The 23,405-nt window shown below is 42.2% G+C and carries 24 protein-coding genes and 3 pseudogenes; 4 read left to right on the top strand and 23 right to left on the bottom strand.

Going from position 1 to position 23,405, the window contains the following annotated elements; all coding sequences use genetic code 11:
• Positions 1–356 precede the first annotated feature (356 nt).
• Together K1J10_RS07250 and K1J10_RS07245 are read right to left on the bottom strand one after the other, a co-directional pair.
• Positions 357–2,882, bottom strand: coding sequence for an ABC transporter ATP-binding protein/permease (locus tag K1J10_RS07250; RefSeq protein ID WP_223356453.1), 2,526 nt, complete (start codon positions 2,880–2,882; stop codon positions 357–359).
• A gap of 111 nt (positions 2,883–2,993) precedes the next feature.
• A complete protein-coding gene (locus K1J10_RS07245; RefSeq protein WP_223356451.1) occupies positions 2,994–3,902 on the bottom strand; it encodes a cation diffusion facilitator family transporter in 909 nt (302 codons plus the stop codon).
• 138 nt (positions 3,903–4,040) lie between these two features.
• Here K1J10_RS07245 and K1J10_RS07240 point away from each other — a divergent pair, with 138 nt between their 5' ends.
• On the top strand, positions 4,041–4,580 hold the full coding sequence (locus tag K1J10_RS07240; RefSeq protein WP_223356449.1) for a TetR/AcrR family transcriptional regulator: 540 nt from the start codon (positions 4,041–4,043) through the stop codon (positions 4,578–4,580).
• Between the two features lie 35 nt (positions 4,581–4,615).
• Complete coding sequence (locus K1J10_RS07235) at positions 4,616–4,948, top strand: glucuronide permease (RefSeq protein WP_223356447.1); 333 nt, start codon at positions 4,616–4,618, stop codon at positions 4,946–4,948.
• A gap of 63 nt (positions 4,949–5,011) precedes the next feature.
• Here the strand turns inward: K1J10_RS07235 and K1J10_RS07230 are convergent, their stop codons facing one another.
• From K1J10_RS07230 to pnuC, 6 genes and pseudogenes are all read right to left on the bottom strand, one after another.
• Positions 5,012–5,884 (bottom strand): SDR family NAD(P)-dependent oxidoreductase, encoded by an 873-nt coding sequence (locus K1J10_RS07230; protein ID WP_223356445.1) that lies wholly within the window; start codon positions 5,882–5,884, stop codon positions 5,012–5,014.
• A 1-nt stretch (position 5,885) separates the two neighbouring features.
• Positions 5,886–6,722, bottom strand: a complete 837-nt coding sequence (locus K1J10_RS07225; protein ID WP_223356443.1) for an alpha/beta fold hydrolase — start codon at positions 6,720–6,722, stop codon at positions 5,886–5,888.
• Between the two features lie 13 nt (positions 6,723–6,735).
• Positions 6,736–7,740 carry an NADP-dependent oxidoreductase gene (locus K1J10_RS07220; protein WP_223356434.1) on the bottom strand — a complete coding sequence of 335 codons (1,005 nt, stop codon included), beginning with the start codon at positions 7,738–7,740 and terminating at the stop codon, positions 6,736–6,738.
• A gap of 76 nt (positions 7,741–7,816) precedes the next feature.
• Positions 7,817–8,248, bottom strand: a complete 432-nt coding sequence (locus K1J10_RS07215; protein ID WP_223356432.1) for an Rrf2 family transcriptional regulator — start codon at positions 8,246–8,248, stop codon at positions 7,817–7,819.
• A 95-nt stretch (positions 8,249–8,343) separates the two neighbouring features.
• Complete coding sequence (locus tag K1J10_RS07210; protein WP_223356430.1) at positions 8,344–9,282, bottom strand: AEC family transporter; 939 nt, start codon at positions 9,280–9,282, stop codon at positions 8,344–8,346.
• Positions 9,283–9,411: 129 nt separating this feature from the next.
• Positions 9,412–9,825 (bottom strand): annotated as a pseudogene (gene pnuC / locus K1J10_RS07205) (nicotinamide riboside transporter PnuC); the annotation flags it as partial.
• 33 nt (positions 9,826–9,858) lie between these two features.
• On the opposite strand from pnuC, the pseudogene K1J10_RS07200 reads away from it, so the two are divergent.
• Together K1J10_RS07200 and K1J10_RS07195 are read left to right on the top strand one after the other, a co-directional pair.
• Positions 9,859–10,125, top strand: a pseudogene (locus K1J10_RS07200) (hypothetical protein); the annotation flags it as partial.
• Positions 10,113–10,274 (top strand): hypothetical protein, encoded by a 162-nt coding sequence (locus K1J10_RS07195; RefSeq protein ID WP_001062367.1) that lies wholly within the window; start codon positions 10,113–10,115, stop codon positions 10,272–10,274. The pseudogene K1J10_RS07200 and the gene K1J10_RS07195, both read left to right, overlap by 13 nt.
• Before the next feature lie 224 nt (positions 10,275–10,498).
• On the opposite strand, the gene K1J10_RS07190 is transcribed toward K1J10_RS07195, so the two are convergent.
• The 15 genes and pseudogenes from K1J10_RS07190 to K1J10_RS07120 form a co-directional block, all read right to left on the bottom strand.
• Positions 10,499–11,299, bottom strand: a complete 801-nt coding sequence (locus K1J10_RS07190; RefSeq protein ID WP_049527185.1) for an energy-coupling factor ABC transporter ATP-binding protein — start codon at positions 11,297–11,299, stop codon at positions 10,499–10,501.
• Positions 11,286–12,122: an ABC transporter ATP-binding protein gene (locus K1J10_RS07185; RefSeq protein ID WP_223356427.1), complete on the bottom strand. Its 837-nt coding sequence runs from the start codon at positions 12,120–12,122 to the stop codon at positions 11,286–11,288. The genes K1J10_RS07190 and K1J10_RS07185 overlap by 14 nt, the downstream gene beginning before the upstream one ends.
• Complete coding sequence (locus K1J10_RS07180) at positions 12,098–12,889, bottom strand: energy-coupling factor transporter transmembrane component T (RefSeq protein ID WP_223356426.1); 792 nt, start codon at positions 12,887–12,889, stop codon at positions 12,098–12,100. The genes K1J10_RS07185 and K1J10_RS07180 overlap by 25 nt, the downstream gene beginning before the upstream one ends.
• A complete protein-coding gene (locus K1J10_RS07175; protein ID WP_223356424.1) occupies positions 12,889–13,491 on the bottom strand; it encodes an ECF transporter S component in 603 nt (200 codons plus the stop codon). Before K1J10_RS07175 ends, K1J10_RS07180 begins: the two co-directional genes overlap by 1 nt.
• Positions 13,492–14,095: 604 nt before the next feature.
• Entirely contained in the window at positions 14,096–15,616 is a 1,521-nt protein-coding gene (locus tag K1J10_RS07170) for an ABC transporter permease/substrate-binding protein (protein ID WP_223356422.1), read from the bottom strand.
• Positions 15,609–16,337, bottom strand: coding sequence for an ATP-binding cassette domain-containing protein (locus K1J10_RS07165; RefSeq protein WP_223356420.1), 729 nt, complete (start codon positions 16,335–16,337; stop codon positions 15,609–15,611). Before K1J10_RS07165 ends, K1J10_RS07170 begins: the two co-directional genes overlap by 8 nt.
• Positions 16,330–17,184: an SDR family oxidoreductase gene (locus K1J10_RS07160; RefSeq protein ID WP_223356419.1), complete on the bottom strand. Its 855-nt coding sequence runs from the start codon at positions 17,182–17,184 to the stop codon at positions 16,330–16,332. The genes K1J10_RS07165 and K1J10_RS07160 overlap by 8 nt, the downstream gene beginning before the upstream one ends.
• A gap of 18 nt (positions 17,185–17,202) precedes the next feature.
• The gene (locus K1J10_RS07155; protein ID WP_195324091.1) at positions 17,203–17,652 is read right to left on the bottom strand and encodes a MarR family winged helix-turn-helix transcriptional regulator; all 450 of its coding nucleotides are present in this window, start codon (positions 17,650–17,652) and stop codon (positions 17,203–17,205) included.
• 142 nt (positions 17,653–17,794) lie between these two features.
• Entirely contained in the window at positions 17,795–18,943 is a 1,149-nt protein-coding gene (locus K1J10_RS07150) for a DUF4767 domain-containing protein (RefSeq protein WP_223356416.1), read from the bottom strand.
• Positions 18,944–19,053: 110 nt separating this feature from the next.
• Positions 19,054–19,914, bottom strand: a complete 861-nt coding sequence (locus K1J10_RS07145) for an alpha/beta hydrolase (RefSeq protein ID WP_223356413.1) — start codon at positions 19,912–19,914, stop codon at positions 19,054–19,056.
• Positions 19,901–21,192 (bottom strand): annotated as a pseudogene (locus tag K1J10_RS07140) (PTS transporter subunit EIIC). The gene K1J10_RS07145 and the pseudogene K1J10_RS07140 overlap by 14 nt, the downstream one beginning before the upstream one ends.
• A 197-nt stretch (positions 21,193–21,389) precedes the next feature.
• Positions 21,390–21,836, bottom strand: a complete 447-nt coding sequence (locus K1J10_RS07135) for an NADAR family protein (protein WP_223356411.1) — start codon at positions 21,834–21,836, stop codon at positions 21,390–21,392.
• Positions 21,823–22,467: a hypothetical protein gene (locus tag K1J10_RS07130; RefSeq protein WP_223356409.1), complete on the bottom strand. Its 645-nt coding sequence runs from the start codon at positions 22,465–22,467 to the stop codon at positions 21,823–21,825. Before K1J10_RS07130 ends, K1J10_RS07135 begins: the two co-directional genes overlap by 14 nt.
• A gap of 33 nt (positions 22,468–22,500) precedes the next feature.
• On the bottom strand, positions 22,501–22,878 hold the full coding sequence (locus K1J10_RS07125; protein WP_223356407.1) for a hypothetical protein: 378 nt from the start codon (positions 22,876–22,878) through the stop codon (positions 22,501–22,503).
• Between the two features lie 174 nt (positions 22,879–23,052).
• Positions 23,053–23,370, bottom strand: a complete 318-nt coding sequence (locus K1J10_RS07120) for an ABC transporter (RefSeq protein WP_223356404.1) — start codon at positions 23,368–23,370, stop codon at positions 23,053–23,055.
• Between the last annotated feature and the right edge of the window lie 35 nt (positions 23,371–23,405).

The raw sequence follows: 23,405 nt of genomic DNA, 5'->3' as shown, positions 1-23,405 counted from the left end.
TGACACACTTGAAAGCTTATTTGATTAACACTCCGCAACTTTACTTGAGTGTTTACACAAAATTATTGACAGAATCAAAGGATTTCTTTAGGAAACTCTTTTATAAATCATTTGGAAGAAGCAACTAATTTTCTAGGTAAATACACAAGCTATTAAAAGAAATCATTCAAAGAAAGTGGAACAAATATCTTTTTATGTCCAATCCGATACTGTATTATTCTTTGAAAACAACATCTATTTGAAATGACCATCTTTCATGTAAGGAGAGAAGGTTTGAATCCCTTTCTAAGAATTTCTGCACAATAGAAAAAGTGGATAAAGAAACATTCTTCTATCCACTTTATTGTTTACAGCTTTTATTCGCTACGTAAAGATTCCACTGGGTCTTTCTTTGCGGCGATGCGTGAAGGGATGAGACCAGCTAACATGGTAAGGACAATGGAGATACCGATCAGGATGAGCGCTGCTTCCCATGGTAACTGCGCCACGTTTTCCACGTTGGTCATTTTCGCAACGACGGCATTGATTGGAAGTGTTGCAAGGAGTGTAATTCCGATACCGAGCACTCCGGAAATAAATCCTTCGATGGCTGTTTCGGCCGTGAAGATACGACGGATGTCTTTCTTCGAAGCCCCCATTGCACGTAAGATTCCGATTTCTTTTGTACGTTCGAGAACCGAGATGTAGGTAATAATTGCAATCATAATCGATGATACGATGAGCGAGATGGCTACGAAACCAACGAGTACGGTTGTAATCACGCCCACCATCGTCGTAATCGAAGACATGATGGTTTGAATATCGTCGGAGTAGGCGAGCACTTTGTCGTCTTCGCCAGCGTCTTTTTTCGCCGTGTTATAAGCGTTGATGAAGTCCTTCAACTCTTGTTTTTGTTGGAAGGAAGAGGTGTAGAACTCGATGGCAGCCGGTTTGGATTTGTCGATGACACCCAATTTCGCGAGATTTTCCTCGTAAGTGGCAGCCGAGTTTTCGTTGTATTGTTGGATATATTGTGCTTGTTGTTCAGGCGTCAATTTGACCAACTGGATTTTTTCTTCTTCGGTTAAATCAGCCGAATTGAATGGTTTTGGATCTTTGGCAAATTCTTTTCCAGTAAATACATTGATAGTTGGGTTAGCTTCTTGCTCCTTCACGATGTCACTGTTTTGAATTTGTTCAGAAGTGTAATCGATAAGGGCGCTTGTATAAGCCACCCCACCAGAAGGAGAGTTCACCCCAGAACTGGTGCCTTCTTTTTGACGAAGAACGCCGACAATTTTAAGCTCGAGGCCATTCTCGATTTGCGTCTTCATATAGGCTTCGTCGTCAATTTTATTCATCCATTGGTTGTTTTCTTTGACGAAGCGATTCGTGTTGACAACAGCTTTGAAAGTTTTTCCAATGAAATCCCTATACTGATAGGTTTGGGATTTGAGTTCATCCAGTTTCTTCGCATCGTTTAATTCGCTAGGGTCTTTGATGCGTAAGCTATAAAGGAGGAGGTCACTGATTTGGTTCTCTTCATCCACGATCAGGACGATTTCAGATTTATCCTTCGGAAGGCGACCTTCTAGCACATCATATTGCGCATTCAGCATCTCCTGGTCGCTAGACAGTTGGCTCCAGTAGTCGATGTTTTGCAAATAGCCTTTAATTGTTTGGTTGGCCGTATCGACTTCGTCCGCGAGGTTAGACGGAAGAATACTCTTTGGACCGCCCGATGTGTCACTGGCGTAAATATAGGGTTGTAAATTGTATTGGTAACGAATGTCTTTTGTAAGGTGTGTGACTTCTGAAGCGTGTTTATCCAAGTAGGTTTTGAAGGACGCGAGGTCATTTTTCCCTATTTGTTTTTTCAATAGATTCGTTAAAAGCGTATTGACACCGAGTTCGTTTTTATCCCTATAAGGCTTTTCACTCAAGTCTGGAGAGGTTGCCATCAGATTACTCTGGTTCTGCTCGCTAATCGTCAATGGCAAAGAGACGAGAGTGTCTTCTTGTACCTTTTTCACATAGTCGCTCACACCATTTGAGAGGGCCAAGATCAGGGCAATCCCGATAATCCCGATGGAACCAGCAAAGGCAGTCAGAAATGTCCGGCCTTTCTTCGTCAATAGGTTATTAAACGAAAGGGCCAAAGCCGTCAGAAAGCTCATCTTTGTCTTTGTAAACTGAATGTCCCCTTGTTTGGGTTCTTCGGTTGGTTCGTATGGATTCGAGTCGCTTAAGATATTTCCATCTAATACTTGTACGATACGAGTGGAGTAGGTTTTCGCCAGTTCTGGATTATGCGTCACCATGATCACTAGACGTTCCTTGGCGATGTCTTTTAATAACTCCATGATTTGAACAGAAGTCTCAGAATCGAGCGCTCCTGTTGGCTCATCAGCTAAAACGACTTTAGGATTATTGACAAGAGCACGCGCAATCGCAATCCGTTGCATTTGTCCGCCAGACATTTGGCTTGGTTTCTTATATAAATGATCTTTTAGGCCAACGCGTTCAAGTGCTTCGATGGCACGCTTCTTGCGTTCCGATTTAGAAACGCCAGAGAGCGTCATCGCAATCTCGACGTTTGAGAGTGCCGTTTGGTGACCAATCAGATTATAGGATTGGAAGACGAATCCGATGGTGTGGTTTCTGTAGCTATCCCAATCGCGGTCTTTAAATTGCTTGGTTGATTTTCCTTGGATGAGTAAATCACCCGATGTGTATTGGTCGAGTCCACCGATGATATTTAAGAGGGTGGTTTTCCCTGAACCCGATTGTCCGAGAATCGAGACGAACTCATTTTCACGGAAACGAATTGAGATATCCTTCAAAGCATGAAACTCTTGATTCCCCGTATAATACACTTTTGAAATACGTTGTAGTTGTAACATATACTCGATCCTTTCATAAATATGAGTAGTCTATCACAATTTGAATTGGGAGTCAATATATTAAATCGATGATTTCTAAAATATCCTCAACAAAGGAATAATCGATTTCCATTAATGATGGTGATGGTGATCATGTCCATGACTTTGACTGGCTTCCAGCTCTTCGATATTTCGCTTATGGGAGCGGTGAGTTGCTAGGTCTTCATCCACTTCGATGGTAACATTTTGAAAGCCCCGCTCTTTGAGCAAGGCACGGATCGCTTCTTTGCAGACTTCCATCTGCTCCATTCGCTTGAGACAAACATGGACAATAGCATTTTTCTCTAGTCCATCCATGGTCCAAAGATTAAGCTGATTGATACTAGCGACATGGTCCAACTGCTCTAAATCATTCTTAACTTGCTTGATATCTACCCCTTCTGGCACAGCATCCAGGAAAATCTTGAGCGTGCTCCAAAAACGTGGAATGGCTTTGGACAGAATAAAGAAGGAAATAGCAAGAGACAAGAGGGGATCTAGGATATACCAGTCAGTAAATCGGAGGACAATGGCCATCAAGATGACAGCCAACCAACCTAAGGTATCTTCCAAAAAATGCAGGCTGAGAATGGATTCATTCTTAGTTTGCCCCTTGCGAATGACCAGACTCGCCAGCACATTGACACTGATAGCAATCATTCCCAACCAAAGCATTCCCTCATGATCCACTGGTTGTGGCTCAATGAATTTGCTGATATTTTCTAAAATAACGAGAGTGGAGCCTGTAATGAGGATGACTGCCGTCAGAATGGCGCCTAAGAGGCTAAAACGCTTGTAGCCTAGGGTATAGCGACTGTCCTCCTCCCGATTGGAAATACTTTCTAGAAAAGCAGAAATGCCAATAGCCAAAGCATCTCCCAAGTCATGGACGGCATCCGCTAAGATTGCACTGGAGCCAAAGAGTCCACCAAAGATAAATTCGATAATGGCAAAGCTAAAATTTAAGAGAAAGGCTAGCCAAACGGCACATTTAGAACTCAATTTTTGACCTCCTCTGGTATATGGTATAATTGGAATAGAATCATTCCCTTACTATTATTATCTCCTACAATGGAAAGAAAGGATAGGAGCATTCTGTTCAGTTTGTAAGATACTGAACACTTTGTTCAAAGTGTCTATATGACAAAGATTGACCGTCGCATCACCAAAACAAAAAAATCCATCTATACAGCCTTCTTACAGCTATTGAATGAGAAAGGCTACGAAGCAACTACTGTCCAAGATATCATCGACCTAGCGGATGTTGGTCGCTCTACTTTTTACAGCCACTACCCGAGCAAGGAACTCTTGCTAGACGAACTCTGCCATTATCTCTTTCATCATTTGTTTGAACGTGAAGCTCATGTCTCGGCAGAAGATTACTTGGCTCATATTTTTTTCCATTTCAGGAAAAACAAAGATCATGTAACCAGCCTTCTCCTATCAAAAAATGACTACTTCCTCCGTCAGCTCCATAAGGAATTAGAAACCCATGTCTTTCCGATGGTGGCGGATGATTTAAAAACATCCCATCCTAGGATCCCCACTTCTTACCTCAAACACTTTGTCATCACCAACTTCATTGAAACCTTGACCTGGTGGTTGAAAAAAGGAAAATCTTATAACGAGCAAGAAGTTGTTAGCTTTTATTTAGACGTCATGGAAATGACAACTAAATAAAAATATATTATTATTCTAGTTAGAAAGGTAATCATATGCTCCTCCCCATTCTTCTTGGTATTTTCACCATCTTTTTAGCCCTTGCTTTTGCCCTTCTTCACTTATTGGCTTCTCTTACTGAAGTTAAAAAAGGGAATCACACTCTAGGAAATACATTTCTCCTCATCGGAAGTGGCCTTGCGACCTTCTCTCTCATCCTCTACTTCCTTTTGCCGATTGTCGCACTATCTCTTTGGCTGATTGGCTGTGGGTTGATTTGCTACGGAGCCTATTGGAATGGCAAGCACAAAGAAAACTACAATCCAGCCCACCATGTCATTCGGATAGGAATCGCTCTGATTCTTACCATTTTGTTAGCCCTCATCTAAGAAAAACTCAAGTTTTATCAATGAAAACTTGAGTTTTTTGGTAGTTACGAAATCAATAAAGAATTAAAAATCCTGCTTTTCTTTAAACAGTTTAATCTTTTCTTGGCAGTAATCCGTTAATTTCTGTGTTTTTTCAAATGAGTAGCCTTTTTCAGATACCGACTTGACTTTCTTTTCATCAAAATAGTAGCCAGTCAAGCCCCTGACTTCCTCTGATAAGGTGAGATAATAACCTGTTTCGATTCCCTGATCTAGATCTTTCGAGAGAGATTTTATCAGGCGTCCAAAGAGGGACTTTTTCGTCTTTTCATCACTAGAATTATTCCCTAAGTTGGTTGAAATCAAGCCGGGATGATAGGCATTAATAGTGATATTTGAACCTTTTAAAAAGAAATCTCTTGCTAGATAGCGTGTCATCCAAATGGTATAGAGTTTGGAATTATTATAGGCCAATCCCGGGTTATAGTTGTTCTCAAATCCAAAGTCCAAATCCTTGACCTTGGCAAAATGATGCATATAGGAAGAGGTATTAATGACACGACCGTCAGCCGATTTTTCTAACAAGGGGCTTAGCTCAGTTGTTAACAGATAGGGAACGAGAACGGATAACATAAAAGTCAACTCGACATTTTCAGCACTCGCTTTTCGTTCTTTTCCTGCATACAGTCCTGCATTGTTAAACAAGACATCAATACTTTGAAAGTCTCGCTTGATTTCCTCCACAAAGCGATAAACATCATCTAATTTTGAAAAATCTGCCAAGTAGCTCGAAACTCTGCCTCTCAGGGAAACGGCCCGAACCTCTTGAAGCGCCAATTCCAGTTTTTGAGGATTGCGACCATGAAGAATGACCTGATGGCCTTCACTGGCCAATTTCTTTGCCAAATGTTTACCAATACCGTCAGTAGCACCTGTTATTAGAATGGTTTTGACCATATTAGTCCTCCAAGAAAGCTAGTAATTCTTTTGAAAATTCGTCTGCATATTGGAAGATCGAACCGTGACCAGCATTTGGATAAATGATCAGCTTACTATCTTTTATTTTCTCATGCATGTCATAAGAATTTTCCGTTGGAACCTGCATATCCCTGTCCCCGTTGACGATTAAGGTTGGTTGATTGATAAATCTTAGGTCGTCTTGAGAATCTTTCCCCCAACGTTTAATAGCTTTGAGTTGCGTCAAGAAACCAGGCACACTCATGTCTTTGTCCTCAAATTCCTTGGTTCGCATTCCCATTCGTCCGAGAACTTTCAAGGCTTCGATTTTTCCTTGTTCATCATGGTTATAGAAGATATAGCGTTTAGGATCGATGCGCTCGAGTCCAGCTTTAAACATATAGTTAAATGTTTTCCCTGTAACCTTATCGACCTCTTTTCCTCCTCGAGGTCCTGTTCCTACCAAGATGAGACAGTTGACCAAGTCAGGCTTGATTCGGTTGATTTCTTGGGCAATCATACCCCCCATAGAAAGACCAAGAAGATTAATCTTATCGTAACCAAGGGCTTTTACAAAGGCAATCGTCTGCTCAGCCATTCCAGGAATGGTTGGGGCCACTTTTCCTTGACTAGCTCCCACACCAGGAAGGTCGACTACAATCACATGGTGTTTTTCAGCAATCAAGTCCAAGAGTTTTGGATCCCAGTTGTCGAGGGTTGCTGCCAAATGGACCAGCATCAGAAGAGGCAGTTTTGATTTGCCTTTGCTGAGTTCGCGATAGGCGATTTGATTTCCTTGGACAGTGATGTATTGAGTTTTAGTTGTAAGATATGACATTGTCTTTTCCTTTTTATTTCTTAAAGCTGAGGACTGTTTTTCCACGCGAGCGACCATTAGCGACCTTGTCTAAGGCGCTATTCACTTCTTCAAATGGATAGACTGTATCGATAGAGGGTTTGATTTCGAGTTTGCTAAAGAGGTCAGCTACCTCTTGTAATTGAGCGCCATTGCTTTCCACAAAGATAAAATGGTAGTGAACGCCGTATTTGTCAGCCATCTTATCAAATTTGCGACCGGCTAGTCCAAGAATCATCTGTTTCCATTTTGGCAGGTTCATGCGTTTGGCAAAGTCACCATTTGGTATCGCACGGAGGGAAACAAGTTGACCACCTTTTTTCATGATAGACATTTGTTTTTCAGTCTCAGCGCCCCCAAGAGTATCAAGGACATAATCAACCTGGCTAACAGTTTTTGTATAATCCTCTGTTTTGTAATCGATAAAGCGGTCTGCTCCTAAGTTTAATACACGCTCAGCACTATCTCCAGCCCCATTGGTAATAACCTTCAAACCTTTGGCTTTAGCGATTGGAATAGCCATGCCACCGACACCGCCTGTACCACCAGAGATAAAGATCGTCTTGCCAGCTTGAGCTCCCATGAGTTCTAGGGCTTGCATGATAGTCAAGGCAGTCAAAGGAACAGCAGCCGCTTCCTCATCTGAAAGATAGTCTGGAACCTTGGCTAAGGCTTGGCTATCGACAGCTACATATTCAGCAAAGGCGCCAATATGATCAAGTGGGAGACGCCCAAAGATACGGTCTCCAACTTTGAGATTTTTGACTTGTCTACCGGTCTCTTCAATGATACCGACCACTTCATTTCCCGCAGTTTGTGGGAGTTTGTAAGGGACGATCATCTTGACTTCTCCTCGGGAAATCATGTTATCCAGAGGATTAACACCAGCAGCGGCGACTTTGACCAAAACTTCTTTGTCTGTGATACTTGGTTTTGCGATTTCTGTGATGTTCAGTGTGATATTCTTTTTGTTATAAATAGTATGTTGTGCGGCTTTCATTGTCTTCTCTTTTCTATTTTTGTTGTATCCGATAGAGATACAAGTCTGGTCTTTTTAAAACTGATCTGCATGCAAATCAGTTTCGTTTTTGTTTGGCATCTTTATAAAGATTGTTAATGACATCTTCTAAGGTTTGCTGAGCTAGTTCCTTCTCAAGTTGAGCTTCAGCACTAGCAAATAGTGGTGAAACGGCTCCTTGGATATGTTTTCCAACGGGACAATCAGGATTGCTATTTTGGTGAACAGGAAATAAGCTGATGTGGCTGACTTCTTGTGTGGCAAAATAAATGTTAAGTAAGGTGATGTCCTTTGGCGATTTACTAAGTTGGTAGCCCGTTTTTCCTTGATGAGACTGGATTAGTCCAGCATTTTTCAATAAGGCGATTACCTTTCGAATGTAACTCGCATTAGTGCCAACGCTAGTTGCTAGTGCTTGAGAACTTAAGGTATCCTTGCTCTCACTAATCATGGTTAGGATATGTAAGGCTACTGAAAATTTTGTATCCATATAAACTCCTTTAAATAACTTGTATCTAATACAAGAACAAGTATAACACAAATAAAAAGAAAAGCAAGACTTTTGCTTCACTTTTTTTAAAACGATCAAGCCATCAACACCATGAGTATCGGAATGACCACCATGGTAGCAAGGGTCGTCTCTGTCACCATGACCGCTGCGTAATCACTATCAGCTCCGTAGAGTCTGGCAACGACTGGGGCATTGGTCATCACAGGCATGGCGGACTGAATGATAAAGACCTGCTTCATCAAACTTGGTAGAGGCGCCCAGTAAACAATGGTCGCCATTAGGAGTGGAGCAACCACGAAGCGTCCTAGTAGAATGAGAAGTTGATCTTTTCCAAGCACCAACTGCTTCACGCCTACATGAGATACCGACAAACCGATGAAAATCATGGATAAGGGGGTTGTTAAATTGCCAAGATACTGCAAATCACTGGCTAGAAATGCAGGGAGCTTTATCTGCAGCATCACCATGACTAGTCCCAAGATGAAGCCCATCAGAGGAGGTGAAAAGACTTTTTTCACACTCATTTTGAGATCAAACTGAGCTTCTCCTTCGCCATCCCGCTGGATCAAGTAGGTCCCCAAGGTCCAGAAAAAGGTCGTATTACACATGTAATAGATCAAAACATAAGGAATACTAACATCCCCGAAGAGGGCTTGGTTAATGGGGAGCCCCACAAAAATCGTATTGGAGTTAAAGAACATGGAAATAAAGAGGCCACGGCGGTCCTGTCTCACTGCAAAGATCCTGGCTACTGCTGTCGCTATTCCAAGCAAAACGACCATAGAAAGGGCAGGAAACCGCAATGCTGGCAACATTTTTAGGAGGTCAGCCGCTGTAAAACGCTGTGTAATGGTATAAAGCATATAACAGGGCAGAGCGATTTGAGTAACTAATTTTGCGATCAAGCCACGTGACTTGTCATCAAACCAGCCTTTTTCACCTATGACAAAGCCCACTAATATCATCCCCAGAATGACCAGGATCCCCGATATGCTCTTAAGAAAGATATCCATGTTCTCTCCTTTTCTTTTTATAAATTTGAACTAGAAAACCCATTATTTTCAAGTCTCAAAAACTACTCTAGTATATCACAAAAAGAGGTGGATCAAAATATCCAACCTCTTGTATTTTATTGATTGTTACTAGTAGCCTTTCTTGGCCGCCTTGGTCCATTGGTACCAACCAACCAGACTATTGATCAAGTAAATGAAGTATTTCCCTTGAATTTGAAGGCTTTTTCCCCACCAAAGATAGATGGAGAACACATTGGTCGCTGCCCAGAAAATCCACTGTTCGCGGTAGACAGCCGTCATCAAGAGTTGGCCGACACCATTGGTCGCATCTGTAACGGAATCCCGGAAAGGCCGATTGGCTCCAACTGATTGGTAAATATAGCCAAATACCCGCCACCAAATGGCACTGATCGACAAGTACTTGGTCCAGCCTACCGCATCCAGCTTACGAGCAACAAACTCTTGCTCTTCCTTTTTGAACTGGGCTTGGTAGATCCAAACAAAGAGACCAATAGGTTGCATGACGGTAAAGTAGAAAGTAGTAGCAAATCAAATACAAAAGACCAACAAATAGAAAAACTAACTAATTTGTTAGACCAGCAACAACGATTAGCCTTGCAAGATAAAAAGTTGCTAGAAGAATACAAGGCGGAAAATGATAACTTAAAAGCCCTCAAAATGCCCTCACAGGAAACAGAATTCAAACACTTAGACAATCAATATAAAGATGAAGTGAACGCTCTTAAAGAGAAGTTAGAAAATTTGCAGGAACAAATCAAAGATCAAAAAAGGATAGAAGAACAAGAAAAACCAATAAAATGGTGGGGACTATGGCGAAAATAGATGATTCAGTTAAAAAGAAAGTTCCAGAATTGCGATTTAAAGGATTCACGGATGAATGGGAACAGCGTAAGTTGGGAGACGAAGTTCGAATAGTGATGGGACAGTCTCCTAATTCAGAAAATTATACTGATGATCCTAATGGGCGCTAAAAATGCGAAGACCTATGAAGACCTATTTTGTATTAGTCAAACAAAAGATCCAAAAGAAATGGTATATGATTATGACCATGAAACAAAGTAAAATCAAACCGAGTTATCTGAGGAAGCACCCGATGATCATGAAACGTTATTAAACACAAAAGTCACCCATGTGAGTTCTTGCCAGAAGCTGAAGTTAATCCTTCAACCTGGAAAACCCGCAGAGGTGACTTTTTCTATACATCTCGATTTTTCTGGCAATAATCATTAACCGATAAATATGTCTGTGAATCACCCAGCGACTCCGCTATGTCCATAATCCGCGGTGGTAGTAATCCCACTCGCTGGACAAGTTCGTGATCGCTGAACAATTCCCGTGGACTGCCGGCGAAGCCAAACTTCCCGTGTTCCATAACATACACCGACTCAAACTCGGCGGCGACCCAATCCATGTCATGGGTGATGGTCACAACTTGGTGGCCCGAATCAGCCAACTGATGGAAAATTGCGGTCAACTTGCGCCGGCTTTCCCAATCAAGCGACATCATCGGCTCATCAAATAAATAAATCGCCGGATCCACTGCCAAAACTGTGGCAACGCTCAACAGCTTGCGTTCCGACAATGACAGGTCATATGGACTTTCAGCTGTTTTATCATCCAAGCCAACTCTTTTTAGAGCCGCTAAAGCCCGCCTCGTAATCGTGTCGTGGTCATCCATGACCTGCGCGACACTCCACTCCACCTCTCGTTGAACGGTCGGGTTGAAAAGCTGATCGTCAGGATTCTGAAAAGTAATCCCAACCTTCAGTAACTTTTCGACTGGTTTAAGATCATTAAAATTTTCTCCATCGATCTTAATCACACCGGTTTGTGGTGTCAGCAAGCCCGTCAACAATTTGAAGAGCGTTGATTTGCCGGCACCATTTTGGCCGACAATCGCCACCATCGGATCGGCGAAGTGTTTGTCTTCAACATCCAAGCTAAAGGACCGTTCCGGATAAGTGAACGTCAGGTGGTTCAGTTCAATTGTGGGCATAACGAACCTCCTTCAGATCAGCGTCATTCACCGGATACCGGCCATCAGCCAAGTGCCAATCCATTTTTTGAGCAAGTTGCTGGATTTTCGGGGCTGGAATCTGCCAGTCAGCTGCCAAATGATTAAACACCTCACCCGGCCTGCCCTGGGCTACCATTTGACCCTCGTGCAGCACCCACACAACGTCGGCGACTTCGCACAAATCGTCAATTTCACTGGTGACAATGAAGACAGTCGTCTCTTTGACTTGGGCCAGCCATTGGAAAAATTGTCGGCGGCCAAGGGGATCCATCTGACTGGTCGGATCATCCATAATCAAAACAGCCGGGTTAGCCGCAATCGCCGTGGCAATTGCCAACCGCTGGATCTGACCACCGGAAAGGCTCTCGGGACGCAAATTCAGCTGTTCAATCAGCCCCATTTGCGTGGCAACTTCTTCAACCCGTTTTTGAATCAGTCCTTCAGCCATTCCCTGATTAATCAAGTCAAAGGCGATTTCATCGGCAACCGTGTCTGCCAACCCGCTTAGTTGGCCAGCTGGATTTTGCAGTACAACTCCATTCATGGCATTATAAACGGGCCAATTGTCGGATACTCGCTGGCCAAACATGTGCCAGTCGCCCTCAATCTCAGCAGACACAATTTTGGGAATGACCCCTGCCAGCACACGGCACAAAGTCGATTTGCCGGAGTGGCTATTCCCGATAATCCCAACCACCTGGCCGGTATGAACCTCCGCGTTAATCTGACGCAGTTGCGGTTGCTCAGTACCCGGATAACGGGTGGTCAAATTTTCAATTACAATCCGTTTATCTTCGTCCATATCTTCCACCCAATCAATAAAATTGCCAATCCAGTCAGACCAATGTGCAGCGTCCGCGACAGGCGATACACGCGCTGGGAGGTTCTGACAGTCCGGTTGAGATTATCAAAACCTCTCAGTTGGAGAGAAATCGACCGCGCCATCGATTGATCCAAGGTCTTAATCACCAATGGAATTAGAACCGGCAGGACTGACTTTAATTTCTGAATCAACGTTTTTTGCGGATTGGTTCCGCGAACTTTTTGTGCCTGCTGGATTTTCCGCATATTGCGCATCATTTCCGGCAAAATATAACACACCGACATCAGAACGTAGACGGTTTTATAAGACAATCCGGACAGTTCCAAATAGGCCGCGTTTTCTGAAATACTCGTGGTCACCATAAAAAAGCCACTGGTCAAAATAATCACCAATACTCGACAACCCAGAGTGGTGGCATAAATCAGGCCTTCTTTGTAGAACGACACCCCAAGCACAGAAAACAGCACAGTTTGATTCCGACTGTAAAATAACCCTTGGATGATCAGCATGGTGCAAATCAGAAACAGGCTGAATCCCAGCGCCTTAAAGATGGTAGAACTCAATTTGGAAAATAACAATAGCAGTGTTGCGACAAGAATTAATCCGGCCTGAAGCAATAAATTCATACTGGCAAAGCTCAACAACGTCATGTCCAAGATGAACAAGAGCTTAGTAATCGGATCGATCACCTGGTACCACTTGAGCTTGACCCGTGGCGCTACAGAAATCAATGTTTGATCAGTCATCATTTATCATCGCTAAAGAAGTGCACCATCCGCTTCGGCAGCTGACGATAGATGAAGAATGCCAGGTAGGCCACGCAGACTTTATCCAAAATATCCAAGACAAACTCATCGGTAAATGAGGCCAGCCACACTGGTGCATGATTGGCGACCATTACCGCAAACAATGAGTCACCCCAAGCGATACCGGTCTGACCACCCCAAAAGATGACGTTGAGTGGCGTTGAAATGACAGCTGAAACGATGGCAATAATAATAGCAGAAACAAATACTCGTCGCGCTGACGAGAACCACCCATTGGCGTGCAAAACTCCGACAGCAATCCCAATTCCGAGGCTGGTAATCGCATACACGGTTGAAATTGGCGATAAGGTCAGCCCATAGATCACGTTGTTGGTGAAACCACTGATGGCACCGGCAACCGGCCCAGCCAACATGCTGGCAAGAAAGGTTCCCAAAGACCCCAGCCAAACGGGCAACTTTAACCCCTCCGCCAAGGCTTTGGCAACATAGTTAATCCCCACGGCAGCGGGAATCAAAGTCATGGTGGCAGCACTTAACTTAAATTTCCACATACTGGTACGATGAATCGGTTCTGTTTTCATAATCTTCTCCTTTTGTTTTTAAAGAGCCGTGTCTGTTTAGACTTTCGGACGCAACGCTCTATAGATTTTTGTTTTAAACTGCCTCCCCTTTCACAGATCCCTTAGTCGACATCAGGAACTCTATTGAAAATGATTGTTCAACAGTTCACAACTAATCATACGCCGATTTCATCAGAAGTCAAGATTTTTCTGAATTTTTCTTAAAAACGTTCGGGAATTAAAAAATAGATCAAACATCCCTGAAGACTTCAGAAAATCAATTGGAGATAACTGCTATAAAAAACAAACACCATTTCTGATGTTTGTTGAGACTGTAGACAAACTGTTCTTTTATATAAATCTAATAACTTCTTTAAAGATGAAATAATATTATTTATTAGATTTATTCGACCATCTTCTGAAACTTTCCTCTGTGAGAAAAGTGCTAGAAACACTAGTGTTTCTAGCACTCGGAATTATTGAGACCTTAGGCTCAATAATTAGTCATGGAACTTCTTCGAAGTTCGCTGACGTCCGCACTCACCTAAGGAAAGTTATTTTGAGTATTTTATCTTCAATCTGAAACAACTTAAATAAAGTGACTTATTTCAAATTAAAATTCGGATTATTTTTTGATAAACCCTTCTTTCACCAAAAAGTCACGCGCCACCTGATTAGCTGACTTGCCTTCTACTCCGACTTGGTAATTCATCTGGCTCATTTGGTCTGCTGTGATTTTACCAGCCAACTTATTGAGAACAGCTTCCAACTCAGGGTGTTTTTCGAGCAATGCAGTTTTCATGAGGGGCGCCCCTTGATAAGGTGGGAAGAGTTGCTTGTCATCTTCAAGGACCACCAGGTCATAGCGAGCCAGCTCGGCATCTGTTGAGTAAGCATCTGTTATCTGGATATCGCCAGACTGGATAGCTTGGTAGCGAAGGGCTGGCTCCATGGTGGAGACTTGTAGATTAAGACCATAGACCTTCTGCAAGCCCTTGTTTCCGTCTTCTCGGTCGTTAAACTCCAAGGTAAAGCCTGCCTTGAGTTGCCCTTCCACCTTTTTCAAATCTGAAATGGTCTTAAGGCCATACTCCTGGGCAATCTTCCTAGGCACTGCGACAGCGTAGGTGTTTTGATAAGCCATGGGTTTGAGCAAGGCTAGGTCGTCTTGTTGCTTGATCCCGTCTCGGGCAGCTTGATAGACCGTTTCTGGATCATGACCAACTTGTGGTGCTGGCTTGAGGAGACTTTCGGTCACAGTACCGGTAAATTCTGGATAGATAGCGATGTCCCCTTTTTTCAGGGCTTCATAGAGGAAGGTGGTCTTCCCAAAATTCGGCTTGACGGTCACTGTCATATCTGTATTTTCTTCGATCAAGATCTTATACATATTAGCTAGAATTTCGGGTTCTGGTCCTAACTTTCCAGCAATGACCAGGTTTTCTTTCTTCGGTTTTGGAAGAAGACTTGGCGTATAAGAAGCTCCTAATCCAAGGACCATGACAGCAAAGGCCGCAAAGATGGTCCGCAATTTAGCCTTTTCCATCCATTTGAGAAGAAGGTTAAAAGCGATGGCTAAGAAGGCAGAAGACAGGGCACCGATCAAAATCAGACTGGCATTATTGCGGTCAATCCCTAGAAGGATAAAGGAACCGAGTCCTCCTGCTCCAATCAAGGCAGCTAGAGTAGCCGTCCCGATAATCATCACAGTTGCTGTCCGAATCCCAGACATAATAACAGGCATGGCCAAGGGAATCTCGAACTTCTTGAGTCGTTCCCACTTGGTCATCCCAAAGGCGACCCCTGCTTCTTCAAGGCTTGGATCAATCCCTTGTAAACCAGTGATGGTATTTTGAAGGATGGGGAAAATGGCATAGATGACGAGAGCTGTCAAGGCCGGAAGCGTCCCAATGCCCATAATGGGAATGAAGAGGCCGAGAAGAGCCATGGAAGGAATGGTCTGGAAGATTCCAGCTAGCTGTAAGACCCAGTTGCTAGCTCTCTTGCGTGTACTTAAATAAACAGCTAGCGGGACAGCCAGAAAAACAGCAAGGAGCAAGGTCAGTAATGACAGTTGCAAATGTTGCCCCAGTGCAGTCAGCCAGTCCCCAAAGCGTTCTTGAAAGGTTGCAAGTAGTTTAGACATGGTGAGCACCTCCAAATAAATCTGCGACAAAGTCGTTGGCTGGCTGGGCTAGAATGGTTTTAGAATCCGCCACCTGCACAATCTCTCCTTCTTGCAACACTGCAATCCGGTCGCCTAATTTTAAGGCCTCGTCCGTATCATGAGTAACGAAGATGGTGGTCATACCAAACTCTTTGTGCAATTTTTTAGTCAGAGCCTGCAACTGCTTACGGGAAATAGCATCGAGAGCAGAGAAAGGCTCATCCATCAATAGAATTTTTGGTTCCCCAATGATAGCCCGCACAATGCCAATCCGCTGTTGCTCCCCACCAGATAATTCACTAGCCATGCGATTTGCATACTCTGCAGCAGGGAGCCCCACCTTGGCCAAGAGTTCTTCTGTTTTAGAGGCGATTTGTTCTTTAGTCCAGCCCTTCATCTCAGGAATCAGAGCAATATTTTCCGCAACTGTCAAGTTAGGAAATAGGGCAATGGCTTGAAGGACATAGCCTGTACTGAGACGTAGCTCCCGTTCAGCATAGTCCTTGATGCGCTTCCCATCCATATAGATATTACCATCAGTCGGCTCCAAGAGACGATTGACCATCTTGAGCATGGTAGTCTTTCCAGATCCTGAAGGACCCACAAGCACCATGAATTCTCCATTTTCAATGCGGAGATTGACATCTTTTAAAATATTTTTATCCGTGTAGCGCAAGGCTACATGTTTGTATTCAATCATGTTCTTCCTCAATAAATCTTCTATCTCTAAGAATATCCAATAGACTACTTGCTGGATGCCCTAGGACTTTTTCGACATCTGTTGAAACTCCGGCTTGTTCCCCAGCTTTAATCGCTGTATAGGTGCTGACCCAGGCATCGTACTCCCAAGTTTGTGCTGGCCACTTTTTTCGTGACTCATAAGCTTCTTCTACTGATTCATCTATATACGTGATGTCCTTACCAGTCTCCTTTGAGAGAAGCGCTACGATTTCTTCCATGTAAAGATCCTCTGGCCCTGTCAGATTCAAGGTTTGATTTTCCCACTCCTTAGGATTTAAAAGAATCTCTGCTGCAACCCTAGATGTGTCCTTACGGGCAACAGCTGATACCAGGCCACTGCCAGCCGGACCACGAATTTCTCCATTTTCAAGTGCAATATCAATCAAGAAGTCCAAGTAAAAATTATCTCTCAAAAAAGTATAGGTGAACCCTAACTCCTTGATATAAGCTTCCGTCTGGGCATGATCTCGAGACAAAGTGAACGTTGCCTTCTCATCTGCCCCATAAAAAGAGGTATAAACAATATGCTGCACCCCTGCTAGTTTTGCAGCATCTAAAAACTCCTTGTGCTCCTTGACACGCTCTGGATTTTCCCGAGCAGATACCATCAACAAGGTATCGATACTCTTTAAGGCCTCAACCACCTCTGGAGTATTGGCATACACTATTTTACGGATTTCTGCAGACGCGTAAACTTTTGCACGCTCTGGACTTCGTGCTAAGTGTACGGAAACCATTCCTTTCTTATCGACAAGATTAGCCACATAAGAACCTAATTTTCCTGTTACACCTGTTATTCCAATCATAACTGTTACTTCCTTTCCCTAGATGTCATTCTCTTTAGCTTTTAGATTTGAGATTATACGCTCCTGATAGGCTTCAAATTCTCGAATTTCTTGATCAGAAAAGCCTTGGTAGAAAATCTCTCCCAGTTCCTTGCTGACACGGTCTCCAATTTCTTTTTGCGCCCAACCGAGATCTGTCAAAGAGATATATTTTTTTCTTTTATCCTGTGTACAAGGTTGAATCGTGACCAAGCCTTGTTCTTCCAATTTCTTAACCATACTGGTCAATGTATTATTGGCTAGACCCGTTGCAAGAGCGATATCTGTCGCAGTAGCGCACCCCAACTCTTGCTTCCACAAAATCGTTAAAATTTTCCCCTGTTCACTTCGGTATTGAGCATCTGGTTCCTTACTCAAAAGTTTTTGAAAGATACGCCCATTTAACAATCGAATCTGTAGAGCTTGATAGCCCCCTAACACCTTATTCATTTCGTCTCCTTATTATTCTATATCGAACTTTCTGAATTTATTGTAATCTTCTAAATTACATCTGTCAACTATTTCGATATCGAAATATTAATTTTTTTTTAAAAAAAGAGCTTGGCTAATACCAAACTCTCGATAATGAAAATTACTCCTCTTCCACCAAGCGTTTGAACTCTGCCTGGAGTTCAGCATTTTCTGTCGGTTTAAGATACATTTGTCCTCCATTAGTTGTATCTGAATGAAAGACGATCGGTTCTCCCGCATTGGTGATAGCGAAAAAGTAACTATGAACATCCGGGTATTTATCCCAATTGCTATAACGCTCTACAATTCGGTACTGGGCATTTCCTAGACCTGTATCCGTATACTCGGCATTCATTTTCTCACTTGGTCCATCATCCCTAAGTGTATAGAGGTGGTCAGGCCCTACATCCCCTCCTGCGATCCCCTTTTGGTAATTGGGTTGTCCTAGTCTTTCTCCCCAGTCCTTTATAAAAGCTTCGAGTTTCGCCGATTTGTTAGCATTCCAAGGAGCTTTTAGTTGTGTTTCTGATTTAGTTGTACGACCAGAAACTTCAAATTCCTGCCATTCGAGACCTCTTAAATCAATTTGATCGGATGCATTTTTTCCAAAATCAGCAGCAATATCATTTGCTTGTATGTGAATCTCTTTTTCTTGGAGGATAGTCGCTTGCTCTTGCTTAGCATTAAGCTGATAAAGAGTCCCATAACCTTGCCCCGTTCCCGAGGACCAGCTAAGCTCTAGAACTTCTCCTCCTTTATAGACAAGCGCAGCATTTCTTGCTCCACCATGACCTGCCACGAACCCTTCTGCCAAAAGGACAGGTTTCCCAGCTTGCAAATAGTAAAGACCGGTTAAGAAATATTTGCCACTCACATTTAGGTCTGCAATTAACAGTTCCTCTATCCCATCATTATTCAAATCCGCAAAGGCATAGCGCATTTCATCTGCTTGGTTAACTGCATTCTCGATTGCCCAACTATTGATTGGACGCTCAGTTGCTTGTAAACTTTGATAGAGACTTGCAATACTTGCTGTATCCTTTGGCGAGGTCAAAATCTTTTGATAATCCTCAAATATGGGCTGGTACAACTTCTTGTAATCCTTTTTCATCTCTTTTTTAGTAACTTTTTTACCGGAAGATGATATCGACGATGTTTCCGAGCTGTTATTCAACTGACTAGAATGTCGGGGAGTACGTTTGCTACAACCAACCGTAATAAGTCCTGCTAGTAGAAGAATGAATGCTCCTAATTTCTCTTTTCGTTTCATAAGTTTCTCCTTTTGTGTCATCCTTGATAGCTGTACTTTTCTCTTTATATTATACCAAAAAAGAAGGCTACACCTAATAATTTGTGTAAAACCTTCTTAGTATATATGATTTAATTCGGATTCTTCTGCTCCTGCCGATTTTGATGATCCTGACTTTCAATGTGTTGCTTGATCAAGGCGACCACTTCATCATTGGTCGGAAGGTCTGAGTGTTGCGCATCCTCTCCTGTCACCGTAATCTCTGTATAACTAGCTGCTTGGTTTTGATAGATATACTTACCAGCTGACACACTAGCATCCGGAACCAACTCATCTGAGTCATAGGTAATGGTCCCTGCTACTGAATACATATGAAGAGTTGTCGGAATAGCTTCTCTGTTCTTGATAAAGTCTGCCAACATCTCTGATTTATTTTTGATGTTGGTCTCGGTAAAGTTATAAGAGGTCCCAATGGTCATGAGGGTCTTGAGATCCACGTCATAATCCCCTAGATAATTTTCAATAAAGGCAGTATAAATCAAGCCTCCATTGGAGTGGGCCAGTCCCTTAAAGTTATTGAAGTTATATTTTTCTTGCAAGGCTTCAAAGGCTTGGTTGACCATCTTGGCTTGCTTTTTAATATTGCTGTAGCCATCCTTGTTGTTTTCAAAACCAATGACGATAATCGGTTCATTGTCTTTGGCATCAATACTTCCATTATAAGTAATGGTACCATCATTCCAGACCTTGACCTTGAGCAGGCTGTGTTTGGTTTCTTGCCGGTCTTGGTTGAGCTTAGTCACCAAGCCATCAAAGCGATTTTCCGTCGCGGAACTTCCCGGGATCATGATGATGGGAGACAATTTTGAATTATAAAATTTCTCGATTTTTGAAACATTGGTTCGAGTCCAGCTATAAGAAGGCACGGCCAAGCCAATCAAGAAAAGGCAGACCAAGGTGAAGACCAGCGCTGTTTTTTTAGAGATTTTCATGGCTTCCTCCTTCTTCTAGCAAATCTTTCCGAACTTGGTTGCCCATACGGACAAAGGGAATATAAAGGGCTACGTCTAGGGCAAAGCAGAGGAGACTCACAGCTAAAGCTCTCAGGCTTCCTCCCGTCCCAATAAAAGCATAAAGGATGCTTGGTGTCCCATCTGGCACTGGATAGACAGCTGCTGGCATCAGTTTGAAGCACAAAGCCAGAGCTGCAATTCCCATATTGACCAAGGGGATCAATAAGAAGGGAATCACATATAGCAGGTTGAGGAGGACTGGGATTCCTACCATAAAAGGAGCGCCATTGTTAAAGAGGCTTGGAAAGATACTAAGGAAACTAACTTTCTTGTCCTTTTGACTTCGTGAAACCAGTAAGATTGCAACCAAAAGCGCTAGGACGGCACCAACTCCTGCCACCATGCCATAACTGCGGTACAAATTGGTCAAGGTGTATAGATAAGGAATGCCAGTCGTCGTATGATTGGTGACGGCATAAGTCAGATTTTCCAAGGCAAAACTATCATCCGCTATCGAGTTCAAGGCAAAAACCTGACTGTTTCCTACCCAACCCGATAAGCCATTCAAGAGTCCCATGACAAAAGTGGATAGGAGGTGATGACTGGTCACGGTCAGTGAACTGAAAAACTGACCTATGGTCTGAAAGACACGGTACTGATTGCCCAGGACTAAGAGGCCATTTAAACTGACTCCTAAGAGCAGAGACAAGAAAATCGGACGTACAGTCTTGGGTTGATAAATAAAGTCTTTATTGACGATTTGGTTGTCACTGGCTTTGGAAAGACGAAAAATCTGACCAATTAGGTAACCTAAAAAAATCGCCAGGAAAATATTGGTCGTCGCAGGTAGATTGATGTGAGATAGTTGCCCATCCCGAAGAGGCCCCATCAATAATCCCTGTGAGCTAACAAGAAAACTAACCATAAGAGCTGTCACACCAGCCGTTCCTGTACTTCTCCCATAATGTCCAGCTGTATATTTCCCTGCAAAATAGGTTGCTAAAGGTCCAGCCAAACCACTTGTAAAATTAGAAAGATTGGACAAGACTTGACTCGTGAGCTGAAAGCCCGGGAACCAGTTCGAAACAGAAAAGAGCATATTTATATAGCCTCTATCTGAAAAGAAGGACTGGGAAATCACGCGAAAAATTGCTGAAAAAAGTAAAATGGAAAGAGAGATACCAAGGTCTTCTGGGTGATTTGTACAAATCCACGCTCTCGAAACCAGAGAAATTTTTGCACCAAATATTTTATCATTGTCGCTCCTACTATCCTTGTTGACCCGTTAGGTGACATTACTCGTGCACACCCTTCTGTTTTCTTCATTATAGCATATTCCCTCACACAAAAACTCAAGCCAACTGACTTGAGTTTTCTTCTTATCGATCATTGTAGCCATCTGGGTGGCTGGAATGCCAAGCCCAGACTGTTAAGTGGAATAGCTAGAGGAGAGGTTACAGTGTTGAGTTTTTCAACTCTTCCCGCACTTGCATTAAGAGAAGGCCTAGCTTGTTCTTCCCAGAGCCATCACCCCCATCAGCCCAGTAGGCATCATTTCGCGTATGTTCGATGATGATGGCATTTCCTGTCGTCATCAATTCTTTAGCTATTTCTGGATTCTGGCTAAATTTCATTCGAAGGGCCTGAAGCATCACCTCATCTTTAATCTCTTCCCAATCTGGTCTCAAGGGATTTTGACGATTGCGTCCCTCTAAGGCAGCATCCATTGGAGATGCTATCTGACGAATTTTCTCTTGAATTTCGGGCACTAAAAACTTTTGTGCTTGAAAATAATGCTCTGATGTTGGCCAGATTTTGCTACCATCTGAAAAAGGGTAGGGAGCAAAATTGGACATAAAACCATACTCATCATTTACTTTATAAAAGTTAATGTCTTTCACCTTTATCCTCGATTCCAAAATCTCTTAATGATTTTTGCTTTTCTTTTAATGACTGTGTCACATAATCAGGCTCTACCTTTAAGAATAGCTTCAAGGTATCATGAATTCGCCAATAATTATCCTCAGGTTTGTCCATAATGGTTGAAAGGAAATGTTTCAAGTAGGGGATGTATTCAGAAAAACCATTATCCTCAACTAAATAGTAAAAATATGAAATATCATAATAACTGTTTCCTGCTTGATCTATAATTTGACAGACATAAGGAAATATATCTTTCCTCGCTTGATCGCCATTACCACTGTCTGACTGAGTAGCCCAGTAGTTTTTAAGAGCATCCAATATGATCCGATTGGTATCATCATAGCCATACAGACGATGCGAAATCATCCACTCTAATTGCCCTCGACTGAACATCTGAGTCAAGATATCAAAGCCTTCTCTAATTCCCCAAATGGTCAACAATCTAGAAGCTTGATAGCGTATATAGTCATCATCACTGTCCAATAATGAAGTCAACTTTTGAATCGTTTCTTCAGGAACATCCTCTAGATCAACATCTTCCAATATGTCTGCATAATCAACCCCTTCAGGGACTTTATAAAATAAATCTTTTACTTCTTTATTGTCCATCACTTCTCCATTATTCGGGGAATTATTTCAACATCAATCCTCTAAAGTCACTGGAAAAATGTCTTCCCCTCTTTTCATTCTTTCTTCCATTTCTTTCCACTCTAGAACCAATTTATACAGTTCATTTGTAGGAATAAAGCAAGGATCTCCTAAAAGTTCTTCCTCAAATTGGAAGTAAACTTCTGTTATTTCTTTTCCAACTTCGATCCCCAATAAATTACCATCAAAAGCGTACTCTTCCATATTCCCAGAAATAACATTCTCCAAAGCTTCGCGAACATCCGGATAAAAATCAGTAACTTCTGTCATCATAAAGGTTGTTAAAATTTTATAATTTTCTCTGTTATATAGGACGGTGAGTGCTATTTTGTCGTCGATACTCTTGAATAATTTATATTGTCTTTTTAACATTTACAATTCTTTCTCCAATTGAACACCTTACTCCTTTATTTAAACATTAGATCTATCACACAAAATCCTACACTAATTACCCAAATATTTAACAAGCTGGAGTATCAATATCTTAGATCATCAATCGAGTTCTAATTTTAATGGCTTTACATAATCCATTAATATCAGCAAAGGTTACCGTTCCAATAAATAATTAGCAATAACCTTTTTTAATTCGGTAATAGTCTCATTAGTCTGTTTGCTTAATTCAACATCATTATTCCAATAGTAAATATCAGAAAGTCCCCCATGTGGTGGAAAAAGGGCTTGATAAATTGTCAATTTATCTCTTAAACTCATTTCTTTATTAGTATTTACATATTCTTTCAAAATATGTAGCTCATCCACTTGTGGACCAATATTTTTAATATTATATTTGTCAATGATAGACAACAAATGATCGATTGCTTCTGATAAATTGCAAGAATAAGTGCAACATTTACTTGAACTCATCCTCTAGAGCTTCACAAGCAGTTCTGTAAGCTAAA

Origin of the sequence: Streptococcus australis (assembly GCF_019930045.1) — a bacterium.
Lineage (GTDB): Bacteria > Bacillota > Bacilli > Lactobacillales > Streptococcaceae > Streptococcus > Streptococcus australis_D.
The sequence above is the reverse complement of the archived record's forward strand: the minus strand, read 5'-3'. Positions and strand labels throughout refer to the sequence as shown.